Source organism: Marinobacter sp., from assembly GCF_034669625.1.
In the GTDB taxonomy this organism is placed as follows: Bacteria; Pseudomonadota; Gammaproteobacteria; order Pseudomonadales; family Oleiphilaceae; genus Marinobacter.
This window is the reverse complement of sequence record NZ_JAXMOY010000009.1, coordinates 23,812-46,890: the sequence shown is the minus strand read 5'-3', so window position 1 is coordinate 46,890 and position 23,079 is coordinate 23,812. Positions and strand designations below refer to the sequence as shown.

The following is a 23,079-nucleotide window of genomic DNA, read 5'->3' as shown; positions in this document are numbered from 1 at the left end:
TCCTTGTATCCAGATCACGGATGCCCGGAGATAGTTTGTCAGGAGATACAATGAAAAAACGCTTAATTCCAGGACTGATCACCCTGCTTGCAGCTCAGCCTGCATTCTCTCTGGATTTAATGGAGACTTACGAAAAGGCGCTGTCTTACGACTCCGGCATTGCTTCAGCCATGGCGCGATTTCAATCCCAGCAAGCCGCCAGTGACGTAAGCAAAAGCACTCTGCTGCCTCAAATCGGCGCATACGCCGAAGCCAATCATATCGACTTTGATGCAGAGAACGGTTCCGGGGACAGCTACAAGTCTCTGAACTACGGCGTTCAACTCACTCAGCCTATTTTCCGGGCAGACAACTGGTTCCGTTACGACGCCAGCCAGTTCCAGACCGAAGCCGCTCAAGCCCAATACAACCTGGCTCAGCAGCAGCTGATCCTCGACGTCGCGACGGCTTATTTCAACGTGCTACGCGCTCAGGATACGGTTACCACCGCTCAAGCAACCGAAGCGGCCATTCAGCGCCAGTTCGAACAAGCCCAAGAACGCTATGATGTGGGCCTGATTGCGATTACCGAAGTGTATGAAGCTCGCGCCAGCTACGATGACAGCAAGAGCCTGCGCATCGCTGCAGAGAACCAGTTGAACGTGGCGCGTGAGCAGCTTGCCCGCCTGACCGGCGAGTATGCCGCCGATCTCGAAAACCTACGTGAAAACTTCCCGTTAGGCCGCCCGAATCCGATGGACCCGTCATCTTGGGAAGCCACGGCGTTGGAACAGAACTGGTCTATCCAGGCAGCCATCTACCAACTGAACGCCAGCGAAGCCAACCTGAAAGTTGCCAAGTCCGGCCACATGCCGACTCTGGACCTCGTGGCGTCCTACGGTGAAAGTGAGTTTGACGGCTCAATGAGCGCTCAGCAAGAAGGCACCCAAGGCGTTATCGGCCTCGAACTGAACGTACCTCTGTACATGGGTGGTGGCACTGAAGCCGGCGTACGCCAGCAGCGGTCTCTGGTCACCGTTGCCGAGCAGGATCTGAACACCGTTCGCCGGGATGTGCAGGTGAACACGCGCAGCCTGTTCCTGACCGTCAACAACAACGTGGAAACTGCTTCTGCGCTTGAACAGACCATTATTTCCCGCCGCAGCGCTCTGGATGCAACGCGTGCCGGTTACGATGTGGGCACACGCAACATTGTGGAAGTGCTGGATGCGGAGCGAGCTTTCTACGTAGCCCTGCGGGATTACGCCAATTCCCGCTACGACTATGTGATCAACTCTCTGCAATTGAAGCAGGCCGCCGGTACGCTTAGCCCGCAGGACCTGATCGAGCTGAACAACTGGCTCAGCGAAGGTGCCCGCGGTATTGAAGCGATGGCAAACGACGGCAAAACTCTGGAAGATCCCAGCGAGTAATTCTCGCCGGTTTTGCCGAAGGCTCGGGTCACTCACTGGCCCGAGCCTTACACCCTTTCGATAATCCCTTCGACCACTTTATCCAACGCGCCCCGATTATTATTCACCACCGCCAGCGCTCGCTCTCCGTAGGCCTTGCATTCGACCGAGTCGGTCATCAGATGAATGATTGCGGTAGCCAAATCGTCACTGCCATCAACAATTTGTACCCCTTCGTCCGCCACCAAACGCTCATAGATCGTCTCGAAGTTGAAGACATGAGGTCCCGAAAATACCGGCATCCCCCAAGCTGCGGGCTCTAAAGGGTTATGGCCTCCGCGCTCAATCAGCGAGCCACCCACGAAAGCAATGTCACTTGCGCCGTAGAGCATCATCAGCTCACCCATGGTATCTCCCAGATACACCTGAGATTGCTGAGGGCTGTCATTGCATGAACGACGCGCCACTTTAAAGTCTAGCTCTTTGGCCATTGTCGCAACCGTATCAAAGCGCTCTGGGTGCCGGGGTACTATGACCAAAAGCGCATCGTCGTGCTGTTCGAGAATACGCTGATGTGCACGCAGCAACTGCTCGTCTTCACCACTGTGTGTGCTGCCGGAAATCCAGACTTTACGCCCCTTGAGCGTCTTCCTGACATCCTCGGAAGCGTTTCTGACATCATCCGGTATATCCACATCAAACTTCACACTACCTGTCACTTCAACACGGTCCGCCGCCACCCCAATGCGCCGAAAGCGCTCAGCATCCGGTTCGGCCTGAGCCGCCACCCAACTGATGCTCTTCATCACCGGCGCAGCCAGCCCTTTCACTTTCTCGTAGCCTTGGGCTGATCGTTCAGATAAACGGGCATTAATCAGAAATACCGGGACTCGGCGACGCCGGCACTGGCGGATCATATTAGGCCAGATTTCGGTTTCCAGAATGACGAGAATGCCGGGATTGACACGATTGAGAAAACGGCGAATTGCACCCGGTGTATCGTAGGGAGCATAAGCATAGGCTACCCTGTCACCAAACATCTTTCGCGCTTGAGCTAGCCCGGTATCGGTCATCGCTGTCATCAGAATGGTTGCGCCCAGCTCCTTTGCCAGTAGGCGCCGGACCAAGGGGCCTGCTGCGATGGTTTCGCCCACGGATACGGCGTGCACCCAGATAACCGGCCCGGACATTTCCGGAACCATGCCCAAGCGGTGTTGCCAATCTCTGCGCAAGGCGGGCGTTTTTCGACCCTGCCACCAAAGCCGGAGCAGGATAAAGGGCAAAACCAGCCGGATCAGCTGGGAATAGATAAAATGAAACACGCAGGACTCCCGGCAAAACAGTGCGTTATCATAGGGCTAAATTTGTCGAGTGGCTGCATCTTGCCCTCGGGCGTAACGTTTGTCGATTCAGGATTCACGATTTTGAACAAGAAGTACCGCAAACAACCCAGAAACACCGATTATTCAGCTTACCGTCATCCTCGCTGGTGGCCAACTTGGCTGGGCCTATCGATTATGTGGCTGTTTGCCCAACTGCCCATTCGCTTTCAGTGGTGGTTGGGCAAGATCGTGGGGTTGATGGCTTGGAAGCTTGCCAAGAGCCGCCGCCACATCACCGAAGTGAACATTCGCTTGTGTTTTCCGGAGCTCTCGGAGGCAGAACAAGCGAAGCTTGTCCGAAAAGCGTTTATCGCCAATGGCATTGGCTTGATGGAGATTGGCATTGCCTGGTTTCGTGACTCCAAGAAGCTCACTGGCATAACCAAAGTGCATGGCCTCGAACATTTTGAGAAAGCTCTGGAAGATGGGCACGGCGTTTTACTGCTGGGCGGCCATTACAGCACCCTGGATCTCGGCGGCTGTCTGGCCACGGAGTTTATTGATTCGGACGTGATGCAGCGAGACCACAACAATCCTCTAACCAACGCGGTCATGACCCGAGCACGGGCCCGCCATTACGGCGCTGTTTTGGCATCCAAGGACTTGCGGGGACTGTTTCGAAGCCTCAAAAAGAACCACGCGGTCTGGTATGCCACCGATCAGGACTATGGCCGCAAAGACATTGTCTTCGCCCCCTTCTTTGGTATCCCTACCGGCACCATCACGGCCACGTCCCGAATTGCGGACCGCAGCAAGTGCCGAGTTGTGCCTTTTAGCCACTTCCGCCACGAAGACAAGCCCGGCTACGAGATCTATTTTCACCCTGCGCTGGAAAACTTCCCCAGCGGCGATGATCTGAACGATGCAACCCGCGCCAACGCCATTATTGAACAAGAAATCCGCAGGGCCCCGGACCAATATCTCTGGATGCACCGCCGGTTTAAAACCCGACCCTCCAAAGACGATCCAGGCTTCTACAAAAAACGGAAAAAAAAGAGGTAACGCGTGAATCCGGAAACGCGGGCGCCGGCGATCTGGCTGATTACCGATAACAAACCCGGGCATAAAAACCAGCTCAAAGGGCTGGGAAATCGCTTGCGGGTACTTACCGGCGCCAGCATTCACTGGATCAACGCAGCCGATTATCCGGTGCCGCTCTGGCGAGTTCTTCTAGGCGCTGCCCCTGTTCTGGATTCATCATTCCCCGCGCCCGCTCTGATTATTGCTGCGGGCTCAGGTACGCACCGATTATTACTGGCCCTGCGCCGCCTGCGAAAAGCACGCACACTGGTGCTGATGAAACCGGCTTTCCCGCTGGCCTGGGTGGATGCAGCCATTATTCCAGCACACGACAACGTAAAAGCATCGCGCAAAACGCTGATCACCGAGGGCGTCATCAATGCGGTGACGCCAATGGCCAAGCTGACGTCAAAACCAGAAGCTCTGATCTTGGCCGGCGGCCCATCACCTCACTTTGACTGGGATGACGATGCTGTCCTTTCTCAAATCACCAATTTGATCGCGCGCTATCCCGAGTGGCGATGGACCATCAGCGATTCTCGCCGCACCCCCGCAGCTCTCACTCGCAGACTCAGTGAACTGCAAAGCCCCAAGGTTACCCTTGTCCACCACGCAAACACCCATGACAACTGGCTGAACCACCAACTGGCCGCGTCACGAGCTGTCTGGGTATCACCGGACAGCATTTCGATGGTTTGCGAAGCTGCCACTTCTGGCGTACCAACCGGTTTGCTGGATTTGCCCGCCCGAGGTGGCAGCCGAGTCGCCAGGGGGGTTAACCGGCTCGTCGAGCAGGGTCTGGTCTCCCTCTGGAACGAACACAGCCAGGTTATGTATGAAGACGCCGAGCGACACGCTCAACTCTGGGAAGCTGACCGGGCCGCGCGCTGGTTGATCAATCGATTTGCGAACCTATCCCAACGCGCCAACAAGGAGACAGCGCATTGAGAATACTTCAGGCACTTCCCGCCCTCTACAGCGGCGGTGTAGAACGGGGCACGGTGGAATTCGCGGCTGAACTTGTTAAGCGGGGCCACGAATCCTTCGTAGTTTCAAACGGTGGGCCAATGGCCGAACAAGTTCGGGGCCAAGGCTCGACGCATCTTTACATGCCGATACACCGTAAAAGCCCAGCGTCATTCGGCCAGATCCTGCCGATGCGCCAGCTACTCCAGCGCCTTAAGCCTGATATCGTCCACGTTCGCTCACGCATGCCGGCCTGGATTATCCATTTGGCTCTAAAGTCGCTACCGGCAGACGAGCGCCCTGCCATCGTCTCAACATTTCATGGCATGTACTCGGTGAATCCCTACAGCGCTGTCATGGCAAAAGCGGACCACGTGATTGCAGTCTCCAACTGCGTGAGCGACTACGTCCTGAACAACTTCCAGGTGCCGAAAGACAAGCTGACCGTTATTCAGCGAGGGGTGAATATTGACGCCTTCCGCCAGCGCGCGATGAATGAGCAGTGGCAGGAAATCCTGCTGTCACGATTCCCCCAACTCACGAACAAAAAAATCATCATGATGCCGGGCCGTATTTCCCGCTGGAAAGGCCAACTGGATTTCCTGAAAGCCATGGAAAGCATCATCAGCCAGCGTCCGGATTGTCACGGCATCATCGTGGGCGGCGCGGAGCCCGGGAAGGAACGCTTTTTACAGGAACTGGAAACCGAACGAAGCCGCCTGAACCTGACGAATCAGGTCTCGTTTCTTGGCCAACGCAACGACATGACCAATCTGTACCTGTTTGCCGACGTGGTCTGCCATATGTCGACTAAGCCCGAGCCGTTCGGCCGTACCGTTACGGAAGCGCTGGCGTCGGGCACACCGGTTGTCGCCTATAATCGTGGCGGTGCTGCGGAGACCTTGCAGGCGTGTTTCCGAGACGGCCTGGTCACACCGGATGATACGGAAGCCTTCGCTCAATCCGTACTGGCGTTGCTCGACAAACCAAAGCGAGAAGTTGAGCTGCCGGAGCGGTTTTTGTTGCGGGCGCAGACGGAGGGGACATTGGCCGTTTACGACAAAGTACTTGCTGAGAAAGGTGCCCGCCCGAGATGAAGGTTCTGATGCTGATGCTCTCAGACAACCCCGGAATTGGAGGTCTAGAGAAGCACACCCAAGAATTGGCATCTGCCATCGCGAAACAGGGGCATTCGGTGTCCTTGGCGGCCGCGCCACAGCACCTTGAAAAGATTGAGGGCGTTACCTGCCACGCCGTTAACGCGAGGCGGTCGCGAAACTCCATTACTTTACTGGTTGAAATCTTGCGGGTTATCCGGGAGGGAAATTACCAAGTTCTACACGCCCAAGGCACTAAAGCAGCATTTGTGGTGCAAAGGCTCGCCCCATTTATCAAAAAGCACGTGCGCGTGGCCAGCATTCATGGCTTCAAATCGCGCTACCCTAAAGCCGTCGCCTTCCATCAGTTGATCGCGGTAAGTAAAGCGCTCGCAAACGACATCAACCAAGCCGAGGTGACGGTTGTTTACAACGGGACCTCGGTCGCCAAGCAAGGTCCTGCAAAGCCTTCCCAGGCAGTGGTCAATCCCGTATGGCTGGCGGTTGGCAGGCTGGCCCCCGTAAAACGCTTCGACTTTCTGATCGAGACGTTCCGCTTTTGTTCCGGAACACTGTTGATCGCGGGTGAAGGTCCGGAGCAGCAGCGGCTTCAAGCGCTCATCGAATCCACCGGTCAAACTGACAAAATTCAACTGTTAGGCTTTCGCACAGACATACCCTCTCTCATGTCCGCAGCCGATGGCGTAGTAATCAGTTCGGAGCGAGAGGGGTTTTCCTATGTCTGCGCGGAAGCGCTTCTACTCGGCAAACCTGTTATTTCCACCGACGTCCCGATTGCCAATGAAGTCCTGCCCAAAGATCACATTTACCAAGGCGATGAGGCGGCCGAGTTTGCCAGATTACTCCAACAAGATCTGACGGCGGCAACCGCTAACCAAGCCGGTGCAAGGGCCTTCGCCAAAGAAAAGCTGTCGCTGTCCGCGATGGCGGACAACACAGTCGAGGTTTATCAAAAAGCGTCAGAAACACTCGCACTAGAGCGCAGCAAGAAATGACGGACTATACTGCAGCAACCCGCGCTTGCACTCCAAAACATAGCTCTATGATCGATTTATCCGGCCATAAGCCCTTCGCACAAGGTTCTAACCGCAAGTGCTACACACACCCGCTAGACTCTAGCCGGTGCTTGAAAGTGATTCGTCCCGAAAACATTACCGCGCGATTTAAACGACAGTCGCCCATAAAACGCCTTCTTGGCACTGAGCGGCTTAACGATAACGCTCAGGAGATCCGGGCTCACAATCAACGCGTGCTCACCCGCCTCCTTGAGAAGGGCGATGAGGGACTGCTCTGGGCCCATTTGCCAAGGTTTTATGGCAGTGTTCCAACGTCATTGGGTGAAGCCAATGAAAGCGAACTGATACGCTGTGCCGATGGCAGCGTTGCCCCAACCCTTGAGCGATTAATCAAAGAGCAAGGCCTTACTCCGAGCCTGAACCTGGGAATCGATGAATTTCTGGCCTGGCTCTGGCAAACCAAAATACTGACCAGAAACCTGCTCCCCCACAACCTGGTGGTTTCGGATCGGTTTGATCACCCTCGCCTGTTTCTGGTTGACGGTCTGGGTGCACCGACCATCCCACAAGCTCTGGATTCGGTACCCGGATGGAGTGCGCGCTACATTAAACGAAAAATCGCACGATTCAGGAAACGACTGGCTTGGGAACAAAGCGATGAAGGCTTATCTTGGGAAGATTTCCAAGGCTTAAGATAAACCCCATAAGGTCAGCATGTTAGTATGTTGTCCACTTTGAATGTTAACGGAACTGTCAAACATTAAATCGCGCGGAGTGCACTCATGATTCATCCCGTCATCATGGCCGGCGGCACCGGCTCTCGCCTTTGGCCACTGTCCCGGCAGCTGAATCCCAAACAATTCCTGAGACTGACGGATGATCATTTGTCGATGCTGCAGCTCACCGTGGCCCGCCTCGACGGTATGGAGTCTGCAGACCCGCTTCTGATCTGTAACGAAGACCATCGCTTTCTGGCTGCAGAGCAGATGCGACAGGCAGGTTATCAAGATGCGCGCATCATCCTGGAGCCCTGCGGCCGTAACACGGCGCCTGCCATCGCGCTGGCAGCCCTGCAACTGGCAAAAGCTACGGATGACAGTGCCGAAGACCCACTAATGCTTGTGCTCGCCGCGGACCATTTGATACAGGATGTCGCAGCTTTCCAGCAGGGCATCCAGAAAGCGATACCGCTGGCGCGACAAAGAAAACTGGTGACCTTCGGCATTGTCCCCAGCCATGCTGAAACCGGCTACGGCTACATCAAACAAGGCAAAGAGCTCGAAGACAGCAGCTATGGCGTAGACCGATTCGTCGAAAAACCTGATCTGGCGACCGCACAGGAGTATCTCGCTTCCGGCGACTATCTCTGGAACAGCGGGATGTTCATGTTTGGCGCGCGTCAGTATCTGGCCGAGCTAGAGAAGCATCGCCCGGAGATTTTATCGATCTGTCAGGCGGCGGTTGAAGACGCCAACGAAGATCTCCACTTCACGCGGGTGAACGAAACGATATTCGCTGAGTGCCCTGAGGACTCCATCGACTATGCGGTCATGGAGAAAACCCAAAACGCGGCTGTGGTGGCGCTTGACGCAGGCTGGAGTGACATTGGTTCTTGGTCTGCCCTGTGGGACGTGTCCGACAAAGACGCGAACGGCAACAGCTTCATGGGTGACGTTATTGCCCATGACACCAACTGCACGCTAGTTCGCTCGGAAAACCGTTTAATTGCCACGGTGGGCGTAAGCGATCTTGTGATTATTGAAACCAAAGATGCCCTGCTCGTTGCCCACAAAGACAAGGTGCAGGCCGTTAAAAAGGTCGTCGAGCAACTGAAAAACGATGACCGCAACGAACACATAAACCACCGGGAAGTTTACCGGCCCTGGGGCGTTTACGACTCCATAGACAGCGGCGAGCGCTATCAGGTCAAACGCATTACAGTAAAACCCGGAGCAAAACTGTCCGTTCAAATGCACCATCACCGCGCTGAACACTGGATTGTGGTGAGTGGCACCGCCCAGGTCACCAATGGGGAGAAGACCTATCTGGTGACTGAAAACCAATCCACCTTCATTCCCGTTGGTCAGGTTCATTCTCTGGAGAACCCCGGGGTCATCGACCTTGAGCTGATCGAGGTTCAGTCTGGCTCTTATCTGGGTGAAGATGACATCGTGCGCTATGAGGATCGGTACGGCAGGTCATGAGTAAACTGAAATATTTTCTGATCGCCGGCCTTTTAAGGCTCATTGGTTTTTTACCTTTGCGTGCCGCTCAATTTATTGGAAAATGGCTCGGCCTGTTTGGCTGGGCCATGAATGGCAGGTCCCGTAAAGTGACCGACACCAACATTCGCATCTGCTTACCTGAGTTGTCCGCTGCAGAGCAACGCCAATTGTCCAAAGAATCCATGGCACACACCGGCATGACCGCCGCTGAAATCCCCCTGATGTGGGAATGGTCGGTTGAGAAATGCCTGGGACTGATCAAGGAAACAAAAGGGCTGGAGCTTGTGGATGAAGCGCTCGCCTCGGGCAAAGGCCTGATCTTGCTCGCACCCCACCTTGGAAACTGGGAGTTGATCGGCCTGCTGTTCTCGTCACGCTACAAGATGGCCTCGCTCTACAGCCCGCCGCACATTAAAGAATTCGAGGATTATATGATCCGGGTGCGGGGCCGCGTTGGCTCAGAATTGGTTCGGGGAGACCGTCGGGGGCTGCTCCGGCTGATGGGCATTCTCAAAGAGGGTGGCGTTGCCGGCATCCTTCCCGACCAATCCCCCCGCGGCAAAACCAATGCCTATGCGCCCTTTTTCGGAATGGAGGTTCGTACCATGACACTGGTGAACAAGCTTATGCAGAAGACTGGCGCCAACGTACTGGTCGCCTTTGCAGAACGGCTGCCCCATAACGAGGGTTTCCGCATCGTCGTGGAAGAGGCCGCCCCCGGAAACGGAGACCCTGATACAGTCATTGCGGCGACCGCGCTGAACAAATCCGTTGAGAAGGTCGTGCGATTGGCACCGGCGCAGTATCAATGGGAATATAAGCGGCTCAGACACCGGCCACCCGGAAACCCGAATCCGTACTACCCTGACAGGATTTGCCGCTGATTCGCCACCGCCGAATGTCTGAACAAGTGCAGACAGGCATCTGGCCAACGGCCACGTTATACTACTCACTCTATTTTATACGCTAACTTTCGGACTCTGAATTCTATGCCCCCAACGTCAATCGGTGTTGTTATCACCACCTACAACTCTCCCCTCTGGCTGAGCAAAGTACTGACGGGCTACGAATGCCAGACATTCCAAAAGTTTCGGGTCATCATCGCTGACGACGGCTCTACAGATGAAACACGCGCTCTGATCAATAGCTTTAAAGAGCGAGGCATCTTGGAAGTCGACCACGTATGGCACGAGGACGACGGTTTTCGGAAATGCCAAATTCTCAACAAAGCCATTCAAGAGACCAGCTGCGACTACCTGATCTTCACCGATGGCGACTGCATACCCGAGCCGGACTTCGTGCAAACCCACCACGATATTGCTAAGCCCGGGCTGTTTTTATCCGGTGGTTATATCAAACTCACCATGCCGGTATCCGAAGCCATTGCCGATGACGACATCCGCTCCGGCGTCATTTTCAAGCGGGACTGGCTGGTCGCTCACGGGCAGCCGAAGAATCACAAATTGTGGAAACTTTCCCCCTCAACGGGATTCCGCAACTTCATGAACCGCATCACGCCTGCCGCTGCAAGTTGGAATGGCATGAACAGTTCCACCTGGACTCAGGATTTGATTGCCGTTAACGGATTCAACGAAGACATGCAGTACGGTGGCCTGGACCGGGAATTGGGCGAACGCCTCTGGAACTACGGCCACAAATCTCAACAGATACGTTACAGCACAGTCTGCCTTCATCTCGATCACGCTCGTGGTTACTCCAAGCCAGAGATCTGGGCTAAGAACAGAGCCATCCGAAAAGCCGTGAAGGACAACAAAACCTTCTGGGCGGAAAACGGGATCAAGAAGAAGCAGTCCGCATGAGAACTCTGGTCGTCATACACAGCCTGAAAATGGGTGGCATGGAGCGGGTCGCCGTTAATCTCGCAGACGCGTTCGCGGAAGAAGGCCATGAAAGCCATCTGCTGGCCTGCAGGAACCGGCCTAATGATCTTGCACCGTCACACAAAGCGGTAAAGCTTCACCACTTCGATCAACAACAGGCACTGCTAAAATCAGTGATCGGGATTCCGGTCTTTCTGCTATCCCGCCTTCTCCTGGGAGTGATCCTGCCAAAATCTCACTTCATGTGGGTGGGTTGGCTAAGCGGCTGGCTTCTCAAACGCCACATCCGAAAGCTGGAACAAATACATGGACGCTTCGATCGGATTGTTTTCCGGGGATTAGGCACATTCAAATATTTCTGGTCGTTCCGGGATGAGCGCAATGTTTACGTTCTTGAAAATGTCATTCATTACGACCGCCCGTTATGGCAAAAAAGGCTGGAGTGGAAACTGGTTTTTCACGACCGGCACTTAGCTTGTGTCTCGTCCGGGGTTCTGGAGTCTGCGCAAGAGGCATTTGAGAAAGGAAATGTCGCCCCCAAGAGCCTGAGAGTGATCACCAACCCCTGCCCGGTTGAACAGATCCGCACCTTGGCAAACGAACCCGACAATGATATTCCAAGCGAACCGTACATTCTCAATGTGGCCCGCCTGGTGCCACAAAAAGGCCACGCGCTTTTGCTGGAAGCGTATAAAGCCTCCGGCATTGATCACAAGCTGGTTATTGTCGGGGAAGGTGAACTGCACAGTGAGCTGGAAGCCAAGGCCCGAGATCTTGGGATAGCCGATCGAGTCATCTTCGCAGGCAAACGCCGCAACCCTTATCCATGGATGAAGCAGGCAGAGCTGTTTGTATTGGCGTCAGAGTACGAAGGATTGGGCATTGTATTGACCGAGGCGCTGGCCTGCGGAACACCTATCATGGCGGTTGAGAGCCGTGGCGGAGTGCGCGATGTTTTTAGAAGCGAACTGAAAGCCTATCTGACGCCTAGATCGGTGGAAGGCTTAGCTAATGGGCTATCAACAATAACTCAGCAACTGCCAAGCACGGTGAAGCCTGATTGGCTGGCGCCATTTCGCAGTGACATTGTGGTTACGGCCTTTCTTAAAAGTTCCTAACCATCAAGCTCTCTAACGATTGGGGCTGGCAAGACCGATCGGCGCCCGCTGCTTTACTCTAATAGAATGAAGTTCGATAACACTAAAACTGATCAGAAATGGCCGCCAGCGAACCCAGTTTCAGATCAGCGTCCTTGAAATCAAAAGCAGACTCACTCCAGTCGCTGACGAAGATGAAATCAAGACCAGCACGCTTTGCAGCTTCGATGTCATACTGGCTGTCGCCGACAAAAACTGCTGGATCCAGGATAACGTTTTCATGTTTGAGACTTGCCAGAATCTCATCTTTGTTAGCCGGACTGCCGTATATACCACCGTCGAAAAGATCATCCAGACCGCGCCTCCGGAAAACTGAGCGCAACTCTTCCTGATCACCGCCGGAGACGATAAGCCACTTTGTCTCCGGCGTCAGATTCCGTAAACGTTCGAGATCCGGGGCTATCGGGCACGATAGCAATCCCTGCTCCACGTAATCTGCATAGGCCGACAACAAGTGATCAAGTTCTTCTTTGTCACACGCCCGGCGTCCCACAATGTTTGTCAGAAAATTCTGAAATTTGATGTACCTCGAGACGCCGCCATTCTGCACATGATAATCGACTAACTGCTGCGCATACTTTTCACCATAAGGCTCCGCAGCACGGTAAAAAGCATCGGTCTTGATGCGGTTCGAGTTCAGAACAACACCATCGCAGTCAAACACCCAAGTTTTGTAATGCATTAAATCAGTCATTCTAACGCTCTTTTCTCTAATACAACCGCTGATTATCAGTCGTCACGCCGCAAACTCTGCACCTTGGTTATTGCCGACACATGAATACAACCGATCTGCGCAGGAAAGGGTCTGCCAAGCAAAAAGGCGATGGCAAAGCGATGGCAACCTGCACCAGAAAAAACAGGCTTTCCGCCCGGGCCAAGATGCATCAGGATGCCGCCCACTTCCCTGAAATTATCGGGATTCAATTGCCCTTGTGAGGCCAGCTCTCCCCTACTTCTGGTTTCATTCCAGATATCATCCAGAGCCTCGAAGCGATGAAGGACATCCTCGCGCGTCCGACACTTATCAGTGACACCTTTGGGCGAAACCCTAATTCGACTCATCATGAACTCTATGGCACCCGCTTGTTCCCATGACTCGCCATCGCGCCAATGAGCCCAGCAATAGGATAATTTGGGGTGACAATCAAAAGGCTGTTCAAGGTCTGTAGGCCAGTGCTTTACTATGCGCCCAGACAACTGCCGGGCTCCGGTTCCCATTTTAGACGCCAGATCCGCCGCTTCGATATAGCGGGAGCAAGAGCCCGGATCGATCCACACCCGCTCAGCATAGCGCGGCGCACTGGCACCATACCGGAGCCGGTTTAATGTATCGGTTCTCAAAGCCCGCATTCGATATTTAAGCGCCAAAGAACAACTCCCGGGTTTCCACAATCATGCGCTCCATGCCAAACTCAGCTGCAATCCATTCCCGCAGAGCTTCGCGCTCAAAGCTAACCTCGCTGTCGATGATGCTCTTGATCGCATCAACCATGGCATCGACGTCATCAATATTCACTAAAACGCCGTACCGTCCATTGTCGAGCAGCTCTTCACTGCCAGGCACTCTGGTCGAAACAACTGGAACACCAAGGCTCATGGCTTCGTTCAGAACATTAGCCATACCCTCATTTCTCGAACAAAGAAGGAACAGGTCAATACTTCTGAAAAAGGCATGCATATCAGATTGGTAGCCGAGGAAATGAATTCTCTCAGACCCTGGACGAGCCCGAATCGTTGTCGTGATCTGCTGTTCAAATTCGCCCTGCCCCACATGCACGAAATGCACGTTGGATGGCAGGCGCGCAACAAGGTCGGGTAACAGGTCAAAACCTTTTTGGGGGCTAAACCGACCTGCACAACCAATAACGATGCTTCCCTCAGGCAGTGCCAGAGACTCGATTATGGGTAGACGCGGACCTTTAACGGGAGGCAGGTCAAAGCCGTTATAAATCCGCCGGACCCGCTCTGGCCTGAACAACCGGTCATGCTTGAGCATCGCATCTCGTAGCGAATCGCTGTTCACCATCAAGACTGCCTTCATTATCCGAAAGATCACGAAGAACTTAATGGGGCTCTTTACCCGACGGGCAATTCCCAAATACAGAACCACCCGCTCGACACCTGCTAACCTTGACGAAAGAGACACCAACCACCAGTCTTTCTTCAAGGCCGAAAACACAGCGTCCGGCCGAATCTGTCTCAAAATCCTCACATAGTTTGCCACAACCCCAAAATTGAGGTCTCCGCCTCGAGAGCCAACTTCCACGACGGCCACATTCTCCAAGTCTCGGAAACGCTCCGCAAAAAAGCCTTTCAGTAAAACGACGTAGACAGCAACACCCTGCTGGCCTAGCAAGCGGGCGCGCAACAAAACATTTTTTTCAATTCCACCCCAGACTTTAGAGGGACAAAACATAACCGTTCTTTTCATGCAGCCAGCCTTAGTCTAGTTCTGAAATTCGATCATTGAGGCTTTGGGAGCCCCATTTCCGAATCCCTTAGTTCTGCTTTTTTTGGCGCATCACGCGCTTAAATTCTCGAACAGAAAAACTGAAGTTTTCCAGCCTATGAGCCAGTCGTAACCAAATCGATGCCTGCTCCTCTCGGGTCAAATACCCCTCCGCTTCCGGGCAACTTCGGATAAAGCGATCCAGCTCTCGGGCTTGTTGCAACCGGGCGAAAAAGCGCGACCGTTTCAAGCGGAAATCAATAAAAACGACCTGATCATCATCGATCAGGAAATTCGCACGCTGAGCATCGGTACGCAGATAACCGGCGCGGTGCAGTTTTCTCAGGGCATCAAGAACCAAGCCTGCATCTTCAGCTTCCGCCGGCCGCCCCTCAACAAACCGATAACACAGGAATGCATCAACGACGAAACCGGACTGACGCTTTTCACAAGCCATCAACGGGTATGGCGCGGAAAACCCCATCTCTTGCATCTGTCGCAGCTGGAAAAAGGATCTGACAGCATCACTGCCGCGAAAAAAGGTCAGTATTCGTTCCCACCGTCTTCCGTTTCGAGCGCGAGGAATTTTGAGCAGGACCGCCCCGTGCTCCGTCGCAATCCGGGCACTCAAGGTTCGCCGGTTATCGCGAAACACACGCTCATAAGTCACTTGTCTCTGGTCGATTTCAGACAGCAGGCCCAGACTCTCGGATTCACCAATGGAGGATACGAGAGACCACGGGCCATGCTGGAATCGAGTCACAGAGCAGGGTTTGATCAACGGTGAGCTGTTTGCTGAGTTTTCAGAAGTCATCAGATCAAAGCCTGCGTCCGGGCCCCGTAGGCTTCTTGTAAGCGCAACAGGTACTGGTCCAATCCCATAGCCATTACACTCTCAAACCGCTCATCTCCTTTGATGCGACCGAGGGACCACAAACGGTGCATCACTAAAAACTGCACGACAGGGTCATGGGTCTTAATAAAAGAGCGCGTATAGTCGATCGACTTCTCATCCGATGCTTTATAACCGGCAAAACGTCCAGAAGAAAGCATCATGTCGGTATTGTAAATGGCCAAAGATGACGGCCCGAACCGAAGCAGATCAAGAACAGCATTGGGTCCGGCATTGAGATGAGTGTCTGGCATCAACCATTGGAGAGATTCCAATTGCCGGACCTTAGGCATGCGTTTGGGAAGGAACGATCGCCCCTTTTGGTTATTGAAAACCGCCCAGTGCAGATCTGCCAGCACATCGTTATAGGAAGTCTCTGATAACTGCTCCGCCTGCTTGTTATTATAGTAGCTGACATTAAGCTTCAAGCCCTGAGTGCCTGGGTCCTTGCCAACATCGCCACCTCGGTAGCCAAATTTGACAACCAGATCATGGTTATCGATCTCCGCACCGTTACGGACTTTTGTCGCAACCGGGCCAACCAACGCCAATCTGTTGCCCTGAACACTCTTTCTGAACAAGGCGTCCGGCTCATCGTCGTCAATGGCAAGCTCAGTAATTCCAGCAGGAGCCATGCCACCTAGCAGTTGGACGAGCCAGCGCCCTTGCTGATATCGAGACTGCCCCACTCCTTTGGACTTCATTCGCTCAAGCAACTCGCTGGCGCGAATGAAATCGCCAGTCTCAATCGCAGCATAAGAGCCAGCGGTCAGCATCGCCAATGAGGCATGAGGATATTCCGACTCTACCAGCATTGCCTCTATAGCCTTCTGCCGAAACCTCTGTGCTGGCACGAACAAACCGACCCCGAGCCCCAAACGATAAAGATCGAGCCAGACTGCAGGACGATGAGTTTGGGGCGACAATATGGCAATCGCTTGACCAACTTCGCCTACCTTGCCCTCTGAAAGAGCCGGGCTGCGAATGGCTCCGGCATCGACGAGCAATCGCCACACGGCCACCAATTCCTCAGAGGGCCGCGCATACCTGAAGCGTTTGAAAACAGCCTGCAAGCTATGATTTTCTTGCCCCGGCGCCTGCTGAGCTTCCTGATAAGCGAGTTTAAGCACACCATAGCGCCACCACCGGTCGCCGCGCCGTCTGAAATCAGAGATAAAAGACATCATGCCTCTGTCACGAAACCTGAACAAACGCCTTTGGAGGCAAGACCTGCTGTTTTATTCATCGTGATAAAACGCCTTCATAGCCAGTGCGATTTCATAGTCTTCGTATTCGTCGATATCTACCCCAGCCATTTTACTGACTTGATGCATATAGGGGTTCGGGCCAAGAAAATAGCCATCAGCCAAGGTCTGCTCCCGGCTCCTCATATACAAGCCATTGGTCACTCGATAAATATCCGGCAACTCCTGACTGATGGTGTGATTCCTGTCAGCCTGATAATTTAGAGGGCCGTTCTTGTCCCAGAAGTATTCTTTCAACAGGTTCACAGAAACCAAACTGTCATGGCTCTGCCCCCCCACAACATGCTCAAGATAAAGCTCAAAGCCCGAGCGGTATTCGGCGGGAGACATCAATGGCACCACAACGGTCACCCAAGCGAAATGATCCGTGGGAATATCGTTTACAACACCGGTAATCACCTCGCTGAACGATGCTTTGTGCCCGACACTCAGGTAATCATTCCGCGGGAGAAATTCGACCCCATGAGCCTGTGCAGCCTCTTTGACACGATCAGAGTTGGAGCTCAGAAAAATCCGGTCCGCGCGCTGGACCTGTTTAAGCTGGCTGATTTTCCAGTCAAGTAGCGTGGTACTATCCCCAAACGGCAGGAAAATCTTTTCACGAACTCGGCTACTGCCCTCCCGGACGGGAATAACCACCGAAATATCCGAAAAATCAGCCACAGATATCTCCTCTCATTCGATGACACGCTTCCGCAAAAATATTTACATCAACCGAGTGCGCAATGTAGTTGAAGCCAGCGGCCATGAGATCTTTCGATCGGGGAACCTGATCGCTGAAAGCCCCTAACAACACCCCCTTGGCTGAAGCCTTTGCTGCGATTTCCTCGATCAGCGCCAGGACTTCGGGGGCGTCTACCTGACCTGGCAGCCCCACGGACTGGGACAGATCGTACGGCCCTACGAAAAGAACATCGAAACCTTCAACGTCCAGTATGGCATCCATGTTCCGGACTCCTTCGATGCCCTCCACCTGAAGCACGAGTGTTTTCTCGTTCGCATCCGAAAAATAGGCGTCTTTTGCCGTCGTTCCATAACCAGCCGCACGGACAAAGCGACACACGCCCCGCTTGCCCATTGGATGGAATCTGGCACCTTCCACAGCCTGCCGGGCTTGCTCAGCAGAGTTGATATTGGGAACCTGAACGCCATCGGCACCACTATCTAACGCACTACCAATGGCATGGGCATCGACACCACTGACACGAACGATAGAAGCAATACCGCCAAGCTTTGCAGCCCTGACGTGGTGCTGAAGCGTTTCCAAGCCGGAGGGTCCGTGTTCCTGATCGAGAATGATAAAATCCATCCCCCCCAAGCCCGCGGCTTCAACGAAAGCGCTGTCCATTGTCTTGCTGAACAACCCCAAGCAGGCCCCGGCTTTGAGTTTACTGTTAAAAACTGCAGTCATTAATAATCTCCTAAGACGTCAGCTCACAAGTCCGTATACGCTGATAGTAGGTACTCGGTACCGTGTTGGGGTAATACTTCGCAGGGGCCGGTGATCAGAATGCTGGAAGTAAGCGTTCAACAGCCGCTCCATCTCTGAGTTCCGTGGATCATCGGCCGAGAACCCATCAAATCCAGCCAGTGAAATACGAGTTGCCCCACCACTGGTGGCAATCGCAAGAACATAGGCAACTACCAAAGAATTAGGTAACTGGGCACTGGTTGGATAAAAATCAAAGGCTTCACTGGAAACCTTGAGCCCATAATCAAGAATTTCTTTACCCTGTAACGACTGCCGAACATCGTCCGGTAGCATCGAATAAGGGGTAATCAGCGGCTGTGGGAGTACCCTATGGGCGCTACAGTCAGCCAATAGTCTGACCGGATGGCAAGCTGCACGCACATCCACCAGAGATTCATCCACCCCTTCCTGGGCATTCAGAGCAATGACGAACGGCTTAAAAGTGTTGATATAAAGCTCAAGGATTTCTCTATGTAGCCCGACCCCCGGACCAGAACCCAGCACGAGCACTTCGCGACCTTTAATAACCTTCGAAGGACTCCATGTGCCCGCTAGCTCGCCTCGGAAAAAGTGTCTTGCGGCCTCAAGATTGGTCAAACTGAAACGCTTTCCTCCCTCCAGCTTCAGGTGATCAATCGCTGCTAGGATATCCTCCTCACTGTAGCGTTGGTCACCCAGCATTTCCTGAATGTAGGTGGGATGAATCCCATGCTGGCCGGCAAGAAAATAATATGGATTGCTCCCCCACTGGTACGTGTTTTTGAGGGGTTCAAAGTAGGTTCTGATAACTGATAACAGGGGTGTAATATTGAAATCACGACCGCCCTCGCCTGATAACGTCAGCGCAAGGTACTCTGTCTTGGTGTTCCCGGGCCCACGCCCCATGCCGGTAACGGTAGCATCTAACCAGGCCACTCCCTCATCGAGAGCCGCCATAGTATTCGCAAGGGCATTCCCCATATTGTCGTGAGTGTGAATGCCCATGGCGCCGCGCCAGTTTTCGCGGAAGAGCTTCACCAAACGACGGGTATCTTCTGGCGTCATACTTCCCATTGAATCGGCAAAATAGAGTACATCCAATGGGTATTCTGCCGCCAACCTACTCAACCTCCGGATATCTTCATCCGATCGGTCGGCCACCTGCATCAGATTAAAACCAACACAGTAACCTTGAGCCTTAAGCCACCGGGAGGCTTCCAGCGCGGCCTCAAATTCGTGCACGTGGCACGCTACCCGCACCAGAGTAACCGGCGAGTCAGCGGCAGAGACGAAGAGTTTGCTCAGCCTTTCAGCCAGCGCCCCTTCCCCACCGACCAGCTCAGAAGCATTTACCATGACCCCGACTTTCAGATCTTCAGGTACTTGAAGGGAGCGAATGTACTGGTCAGTGCTGTATGCGCAACCGCCCTTGAAACCGTCATTTTTCAGCGACCGTAGTCCCAGTTCCACATAACCAACGGGAAGCGCGGCCATCGCCTCCAGGTAATCGTTGATAAGGTCGACCGGAAAATCCCAGCTGTTGTAATAGCCTCCGTCCCGTAGTGTGCAGTCCAAGATGATCGGGTTGTTCAATCTAGCCTCCTGGTGACAGGAAGGTCCGAATCCTGCGACTGGACAGCCTTACCTTCCACCTGACGAATGAGTGCCCATAAGAAAAGCGGCACGATAACGTACATCATAACCCCGATGTTCCGACTGAACATACCTTGGGTAAGACAGAAAACAACAAAGGATAGGGTGAACGTGACACCCACGAATGCGCAGGCTTTTATTTCCGGGTCAGTCGACTTCAGGTAACGCCAAAACAACGCCATAGGGATACCGAATACCAGTAGAAGCGCGAAAACCGCCAGTATTCCGCCCTTGGCGGCATGATCAAGAAACTGGTTATGAAGGTGGCGAAAAGTAAGGATTCCGCTACCCACCAAGCCAGAATCAACCAGCTGCTCGAGCTCCGTGTGAAAGCGTTTTTCACCCACGCCGACCACAGGGTGATTAGCAAACAGTATCGCCCCGGCCTTCCACATTTCCAACCTCAACCCAACTGAAGAATTTATTCGGTCGCCAGAGAAATACAACTGTACCTCAGAGACCGCAGCCCCCCCACGATCACTCACAACTTTCATGTTTACTGCGGCAACTCCCAGCGCAATAATAACGATTAAGGAAACTGCCAGCATCTTGGGCCTGCGCGCAAGAGTGCGGCGATAAGTCCATAATCCCACCAGCGTGATAACGGGTACCGCCAACCATCCCCCGCGGGTTCCCGACAGCAACAAGCCTGCAATGCCGCCTATCATCCCGCTGCTATATAACACGATGAATCCAACATGACTGGGTCGTTTCTGCAATTCCGAAAGCCCCCCCCCAAGGGAGATCAGAGCAAGGATCAGGGCGCCATTGCCAAAGTATATGGCGTTGTCAAAACTCGCCACCCGCGAAACATCGGACACCCAAACCTCATGACCGGCGAACAATCCAGAGCATATACCGCCTAACGCTGCCCCAGTGAAAACCAGTCTCGCGGAGACCGAAATTCGAAGCAGCATGGTTAAAATGATCGCGGCCGCCACGAACCGACTGGGACGATCCAAGCCGGAGAGGTCGTCCTTGTGCAGCACAACCAGAACAACAAACACCAGGCCGTAGGCTAGATACCCGAAAACAAATAGGCGATCCCGGCGATCAAGGCTTTTGACAATCTCCGATGTTCGCCAATAGCCTAGCGCGGCCAGCAGCATAAGGGCCGGGGCGTAGCCATAAACATCGGGAACAATAGCGAGCGTTGCTAGGTAGAAGAAAATCGCGAACCCGACAAAGCGAGAGAGAATTGAAAAGTTGTCGGCTCTAAACACTGTTGTCATCCGGAAATATGGGGAGGGGTCTTACGTAATGCCACGAACTGTAGCGAACTTATTATGATATACCGTCATGATAACCCGAGATAAGGTGCAACCATAAGCGATCTATCTCAAGGTCTTCTCGGGAGCTAAGTCTTTTGTAAACTGAACGTTTTAGCCGCTTTAGATTTCTTTCCTGCCAGTTTTCCGGAGAAGATTGGCCGCGCCGCCTACATCGATCAAAATCGATAAGGTATGTAACATCGTCTGCGACCAATATGTTGTCGCAATTCAGATCAACGTGATCCAGCCCCCATTCATGGAAGCGACGTATCATCTGCCCAATTTGGCGCCATAGGCGGCCATTCACCACATCGGCGCTGTTCGGAAAATTCACAGCGTCAGGGATGCGTTCGACAATGATGGCCGCCTGATACCAAAACAAAGCTCGAGGCCAGACGATCGCGGCAACGACTCTAGGCACCGGCAACGCTGCTTGATACAACTCACGGGTCAACTGAAACTCGGCAAAAGAGCGAGCGCGGTAGATCCCCGAATAAAAGTACATGCGTTCAACAATCTTTCCTGCCAAGCCGCCTCTACGATAGTGACGCAAAACCAAGTCACCCGCATCAGTTCGTAAAAACCACGCACTACCGCGCCCCCCCACCTCTACAGCGACCGCTCGGTCTCCCCAGGTATCAGGTACAAACCAGTCCGCAGTCACACCGTCAATTTCTGGTGCCACCAGCATACGACCTTCATTGGTTAGGGGCGGTTTTAGGGCAGGAAATTGCAAGTACAAGCATCCTCGTTTCACAGGAGTCGACACCCAGCTGGAGACGCTACAATCCCAGTACGCTAGAATGCTTCACAGTCTAACAAGCCAGCTCAGCCGACTCTACACGCATCGATTAAAAATTCATAACGGACAGTAACATGCATCACCACCCGCCCTCCAACCCAACCTCCATCTGCATTCTCCGCCTCTCCGCCATCGGCGACGTCACTCACGTCATCCCCGTTGTCCTGAGCCTTCAGGAGCAATTGCCCGGCGTAAAAATCACCTGGGTCATCGGCAAGATTGAAGCCAAACTGATTGGCGACCTACCGGGGGTTGAATTCATCATCTTCGACAAGAAAGCCGGCCGGCAGGGCTATGCCGACTTACGCAAGCAGATGAAAGGGCGAAAGTTTGATGCGTTATTGCACATGCAGGTAGCCCTGCGAGCAAATCTGGCCGCCGCACTGATTCCAGCCAAGATTAAAGTCGGCTACGACAAAGCTCGCAGCAAAGACCTACACAGTCTGTTTATCAACAAGCGTATTGCTCCGGCGCCACAGCAACACGTCAGGGATTGTCTGGCGAGCTTCCTGGAGCCACTAGGCCTCAAAGCTGCCACGCCCCAGTGGCACATCCTGCTGTCAGATGCCGATCATGAATTTGCGCGCAGCCATCTAGCTGCTGACCGCAAGAATCTGGTCATCAGCCCCTGCGCCAGCCACACCTTGAGAAACTGGCCAGCGGAGCGCTACGCGCAGCTTGCGGACCATGCCATCGAAGCTTACGGCATGAAGGTCATTCTGGTAGGCAGTCCGGCGCCTTTTGAAGCAGAGTACTGCACTGCCATCGAGCGCGCCATGAAGCACAAAGCCCATAACATTTGTGGCAAAGACACTCTGAAACAACTCACAGCCATGATGAGCGAAGCTGATCTTGTGGTTGCGCCCGACACCGGTCCTGCCCATATTGCCAGCTCCGTTAATACCGATGTTCTGGGCATATTTGCCGCCAGCAACCCTAATCGCTCGGGGCCGTACAATTCTCTGAAATGGTGCGTAAATCGCTATCCGGAAGCGCTGCAAAGATTCACAGGAAAAACCGTGGACGAAGCGCGCTGGGGCGCGAAGGCAGAATTCGAGGGGGCGATGGAATTGGTGTCCGTTAAGGACGCTACCGAAATGCTGGACAGCTGGATAACCGAAAACAGCTGATAGCCCGAAACAAACTCGCTGAAGCAGGCCATCACAGCCAGATTAATGGCT

Annotated in this window: 22 protein-coding genes; 11 read left to right on the top strand and 11 right to left on the bottom strand. The window is 53.7% G+C overall.

The genetic code is table 11. The features are described 5' to 3' along the window. The first annotated feature begins 50 nt into the window (after window positions 1-50). On the top strand, window positions 51-1,412 hold the full coding sequence (locus VOI14_RS09720) for a TolC family outer membrane protein (RefSeq protein ID WP_323751857.1): 1,362 nt from the start codon (window positions 51-53) through the stop codon (window positions 1,410-1,412). Between the two features lie 47 nt (window positions 1,413-1,459). On the opposite strand, the gene waaA is transcribed toward VOI14_RS09720, so the two are convergent. Next, window positions 1,460-2,713, bottom strand: a complete 1,254-nt coding sequence (gene waaA / locus VOI14_RS09715; RefSeq protein ID WP_323751856.1) for a lipid IV(A) 3-deoxy-D-manno-octulosonic acid transferase — start codon at window positions 2,711-2,713, stop codon at window positions 1,460-1,462. 102 nt (window positions 2,714-2,815) lie between these two features. On the opposite strand from waaA, the gene lpxL reads away from it, so the two are divergent. The 9 genes from lpxL (at window position 2,816) to VOI14_RS09670 (ending at window position 12,077) form a co-directional block, all read left to right on the top strand. Beyond that, a complete protein-coding gene (gene lpxL, locus VOI14_RS09710; RefSeq protein ID WP_323751855.1) occupies window positions 2,816-3,775 on the top strand; it encodes an LpxL/LpxP family Kdo(2)-lipid IV(A) lauroyl/palmitoleoyl acyltransferase in 960 nt (319 codons plus the stop codon). 3 nt (window positions 3,776-3,778) lie between these two features. Continuing rightward, the gene (locus tag VOI14_RS09705) at window positions 3,779-4,741 is read left to right on the top strand and encodes a mitochondrial fission ELM1 family protein (protein WP_323751854.1); all 963 of its coding nucleotides are present in this window, start codon (window positions 3,779-3,781) and stop codon (window positions 4,739-4,741) included. Further along, complete coding sequence (locus VOI14_RS09700; RefSeq protein WP_323751853.1) at window positions 4,738-5,856, top strand: glycosyltransferase family 4 protein; 1,119 nt, start codon at window positions 4,738-4,740, stop codon at window positions 5,854-5,856. The genes VOI14_RS09705 and VOI14_RS09700 overlap by 4 nt, the downstream gene beginning before the upstream one ends. Further along, a complete protein-coding gene (locus VOI14_RS09695; protein ID WP_323751852.1) occupies window positions 5,853-6,872 on the top strand; it encodes a glycosyltransferase in 1,020 nt (339 codons plus the stop codon). Before VOI14_RS09700 ends, VOI14_RS09695 begins: the two co-directional genes overlap by 4 nt. Next, a complete protein-coding gene (locus tag VOI14_RS09690) occupies window positions 6,869-7,591 on the top strand; it encodes a YrbL family protein (RefSeq protein WP_323751851.1) in 723 nt (240 codons plus the stop codon). The genes VOI14_RS09695 and VOI14_RS09690 overlap by 4 nt, the downstream gene beginning before the upstream one ends. Before the next feature lie 84 nt (window positions 7,592-7,675). Continuing rightward, window positions 7,676-9,097, top strand: coding sequence for a mannose-1-phosphate guanylyltransferase/mannose-6-phosphate isomerase (locus tag VOI14_RS09685; protein WP_323751850.1), 1,422 nt, complete (start codon window positions 7,676-7,678; stop codon window positions 9,095-9,097). Continuing rightward, entirely contained in the window at window positions 9,094-10,002 is a 909-nt protein-coding gene (locus VOI14_RS09680) for a lysophospholipid acyltransferase family protein (protein ID WP_323751849.1), read from the top strand. Before VOI14_RS09685 ends, VOI14_RS09680 begins: the two co-directional genes overlap by 4 nt. 105 nt (window positions 10,003-10,107) lie before the next feature. Continuing rightward, window positions 10,108-10,938, top strand: a complete 831-nt coding sequence (locus tag VOI14_RS09675; protein ID WP_323751848.1) for a glycosyltransferase family 2 protein — start codon at window positions 10,108-10,110, stop codon at window positions 10,936-10,938. Then, window positions 10,935-12,077, top strand: a complete 1,143-nt coding sequence (locus VOI14_RS09670) for a glycosyltransferase (RefSeq protein ID WP_323751847.1) — start codon at window positions 10,935-10,937, stop codon at window positions 12,075-12,077. Before VOI14_RS09675 ends, VOI14_RS09670 begins: the two co-directional genes overlap by 4 nt. 82 nt (window positions 12,078-12,159) lie before the next feature. Here VOI14_RS09670 and VOI14_RS09665 read toward each other — a convergent pair whose 3' ends face one another. The 10 genes from VOI14_RS09665 to VOI14_RS09620 all read right to left on the bottom strand — a co-directional run bounded on the left by VOI14_RS09665 (window position 12,160) and on the right by VOI14_RS09620 (window position 21,832). Then, window positions 12,160-12,810, bottom strand: coding sequence for an HAD-IA family hydrolase (locus VOI14_RS09665; protein WP_323751846.1), 651 nt, complete (start codon window positions 12,808-12,810; stop codon window positions 12,160-12,162). A gap of 35 nt (window positions 12,811-12,845) precedes the next feature. Beyond that, the gene (locus tag VOI14_RS09660) at window positions 12,846-13,484 is read right to left on the bottom strand and encodes a hypothetical protein (RefSeq protein WP_323751845.1); all 639 of its coding nucleotides are present in this window, start codon (window positions 13,482-13,484) and stop codon (window positions 12,846-12,848) included. Next, a complete protein-coding gene (locus VOI14_RS09655; RefSeq protein ID WP_323751844.1) occupies window positions 13,474-14,547 on the bottom strand; it encodes a glycosyltransferase in 1,074 nt (357 codons plus the stop codon). The genes VOI14_RS09660 and VOI14_RS09655 overlap by 11 nt, the downstream gene beginning before the upstream one ends. A gap of 67 nt (window positions 14,548-14,614) precedes the next feature. Further along, entirely contained in the window at window positions 14,615-15,379 is a 765-nt protein-coding gene (locus VOI14_RS09650) for a lipopolysaccharide core heptose(II) kinase RfaY (protein WP_323751843.1), read from the bottom strand. Further along, a complete protein-coding gene (locus VOI14_RS09645; RefSeq protein ID WP_323751842.1) occupies window positions 15,379-16,641 on the bottom strand; it encodes a hypothetical protein in 1,263 nt (420 codons plus the stop codon). Before VOI14_RS09645 ends, VOI14_RS09650 begins: the two co-directional genes overlap by 1 nt. Before the next feature lie 54 nt (window positions 16,642-16,695). Continuing rightward, window positions 16,696-17,385 (bottom strand): cytidylyltransferase domain-containing protein, encoded by a 690-nt coding sequence (locus tag VOI14_RS09640; RefSeq protein WP_323751841.1) that lies wholly within the window; start codon window positions 17,383-17,385, stop codon window positions 16,696-16,698. After that, window positions 17,378-18,133 carry an HpcH/HpaI aldolase family protein gene (locus VOI14_RS09635; protein WP_323751840.1) on the bottom strand — a complete coding sequence of 252 codons (756 nt, stop codon included), beginning with the start codon at window positions 18,131-18,133 and terminating at the stop codon, window positions 17,378-17,380. The genes VOI14_RS09640 and VOI14_RS09635 overlap by 8 nt, the downstream gene beginning before the upstream one ends. A gap of 18 nt (window positions 18,134-18,151) precedes the next feature. Further along, window positions 18,152-19,765, bottom strand: a complete 1,614-nt coding sequence (locus tag VOI14_RS09630) for an aldolase catalytic domain-containing protein (protein ID WP_323751839.1) — start codon at window positions 19,763-19,765, stop codon at window positions 18,152-18,154. After that, window positions 19,762-21,048 (bottom strand): O-antigen ligase family protein, encoded by a 1,287-nt coding sequence (locus VOI14_RS09625; protein ID WP_323751838.1) that lies wholly within the window; start codon window positions 21,046-21,048, stop codon window positions 19,762-19,764. Before VOI14_RS09625 ends, VOI14_RS09630 begins: the two co-directional genes overlap by 4 nt. 61 nt (window positions 21,049-21,109) lie before the next feature. Beyond that, window positions 21,110-21,832: a 3-deoxy-D-manno-octulosonic acid kinase gene (locus VOI14_RS09620; RefSeq protein WP_323751837.1), complete on the bottom strand. Its 723-nt coding sequence runs from the start codon at window positions 21,830-21,832 to the stop codon at window positions 21,110-21,112. Between the two features lie 140 nt (window positions 21,833-21,972). Here VOI14_RS09620 and VOI14_RS09615 point away from each other — a divergent pair, with 140 nt between their 5' ends. Continuing rightward, entirely contained in the window at window positions 21,973-23,028 is a 1,056-nt protein-coding gene (locus VOI14_RS09615) for a glycosyltransferase family 9 protein (RefSeq protein WP_323751836.1), read from the top strand. The last annotated feature ends 51 nt before the right edge of the window (window positions 23,029-23,079 follow it).

Coding starts and splice junctions, on each gene's coding strand:
- VOI14_RS09680 (WP_323751849.1), top strand. CDS start 9,094: ATGAGTAAACTGAAATATTTTCTGATCGCCGGCCTTTTAAGGCTCATT.
- VOI14_RS09665 (WP_323751846.1), bottom strand. CDS start 12,810: ATGACTGATTTAATGCATTACAAAACTTGGGTGTTTGACTGCGATGGT.
- VOI14_RS09675 (WP_323751848.1), top strand. CDS start 10,108: ATGCCCCCAACGTCAATCGGTGTTGTTATCACCACCTACAACTCTCCC.
- VOI14_RS09720 (WP_323751857.1), top strand. CDS start 51: ATGAAAAAACGCTTAATTCCAGGACTGATCACCCTGCTTGCAGCTCAG.
- VOI14_RS09635 (WP_323751840.1), bottom strand. CDS start 18,133: ATGACTGCAGTTTTTAACAGTAAACTCAAAGCCGGGGCCTGCTTGGGG.
- VOI14_RS09650 (WP_323751843.1), bottom strand. CDS start 15,379: ATGACTTCTGAAAACTCAGCAAACAGCTCACCGTTGATCAAACCCTGC.
- VOI14_RS09670 (WP_323751847.1), top strand. CDS start 10,935: ATGAGAACTCTGGTCGTCATACACAGCCTGAAAATGGGTGGCATGGAG.
- VOI14_RS09695 (WP_323751852.1), top strand. CDS start 5,853: ATGAAGGTTCTGATGCTGATGCTCTCAGACAACCCCGGAATTGGAGGT.
- VOI14_RS09645 (WP_323751842.1), bottom strand. CDS start 16,641: ATGTCTTTTATCTCTGATTTCAGACGGCGCGGCGACCGGTGGTGGCGC.
- VOI14_RS09655 (WP_323751844.1), bottom strand. CDS start 14,547: ATGAAAAGAACGGTTATGTTTTGTCCCTCTAAAGTCTGGGGTGGAATT.
- VOI14_RS09615 (WP_323751836.1), top strand. CDS start 21,973: ATGCATCACCACCCGCCCTCCAACCCAACCTCCATCTGCATTCTCCGC.
- VOI14_RS09690 (WP_323751851.1), top strand. CDS start 6,869: ATGACGGACTATACTGCAGCAACCCGCGCTTGCACTCCAAAACATAGC.
- VOI14_RS09685 (WP_323751850.1), top strand. CDS start 7,676: ATGATTCATCCCGTCATCATGGCCGGCGGCACCGGCTCTCGCCTTTGG.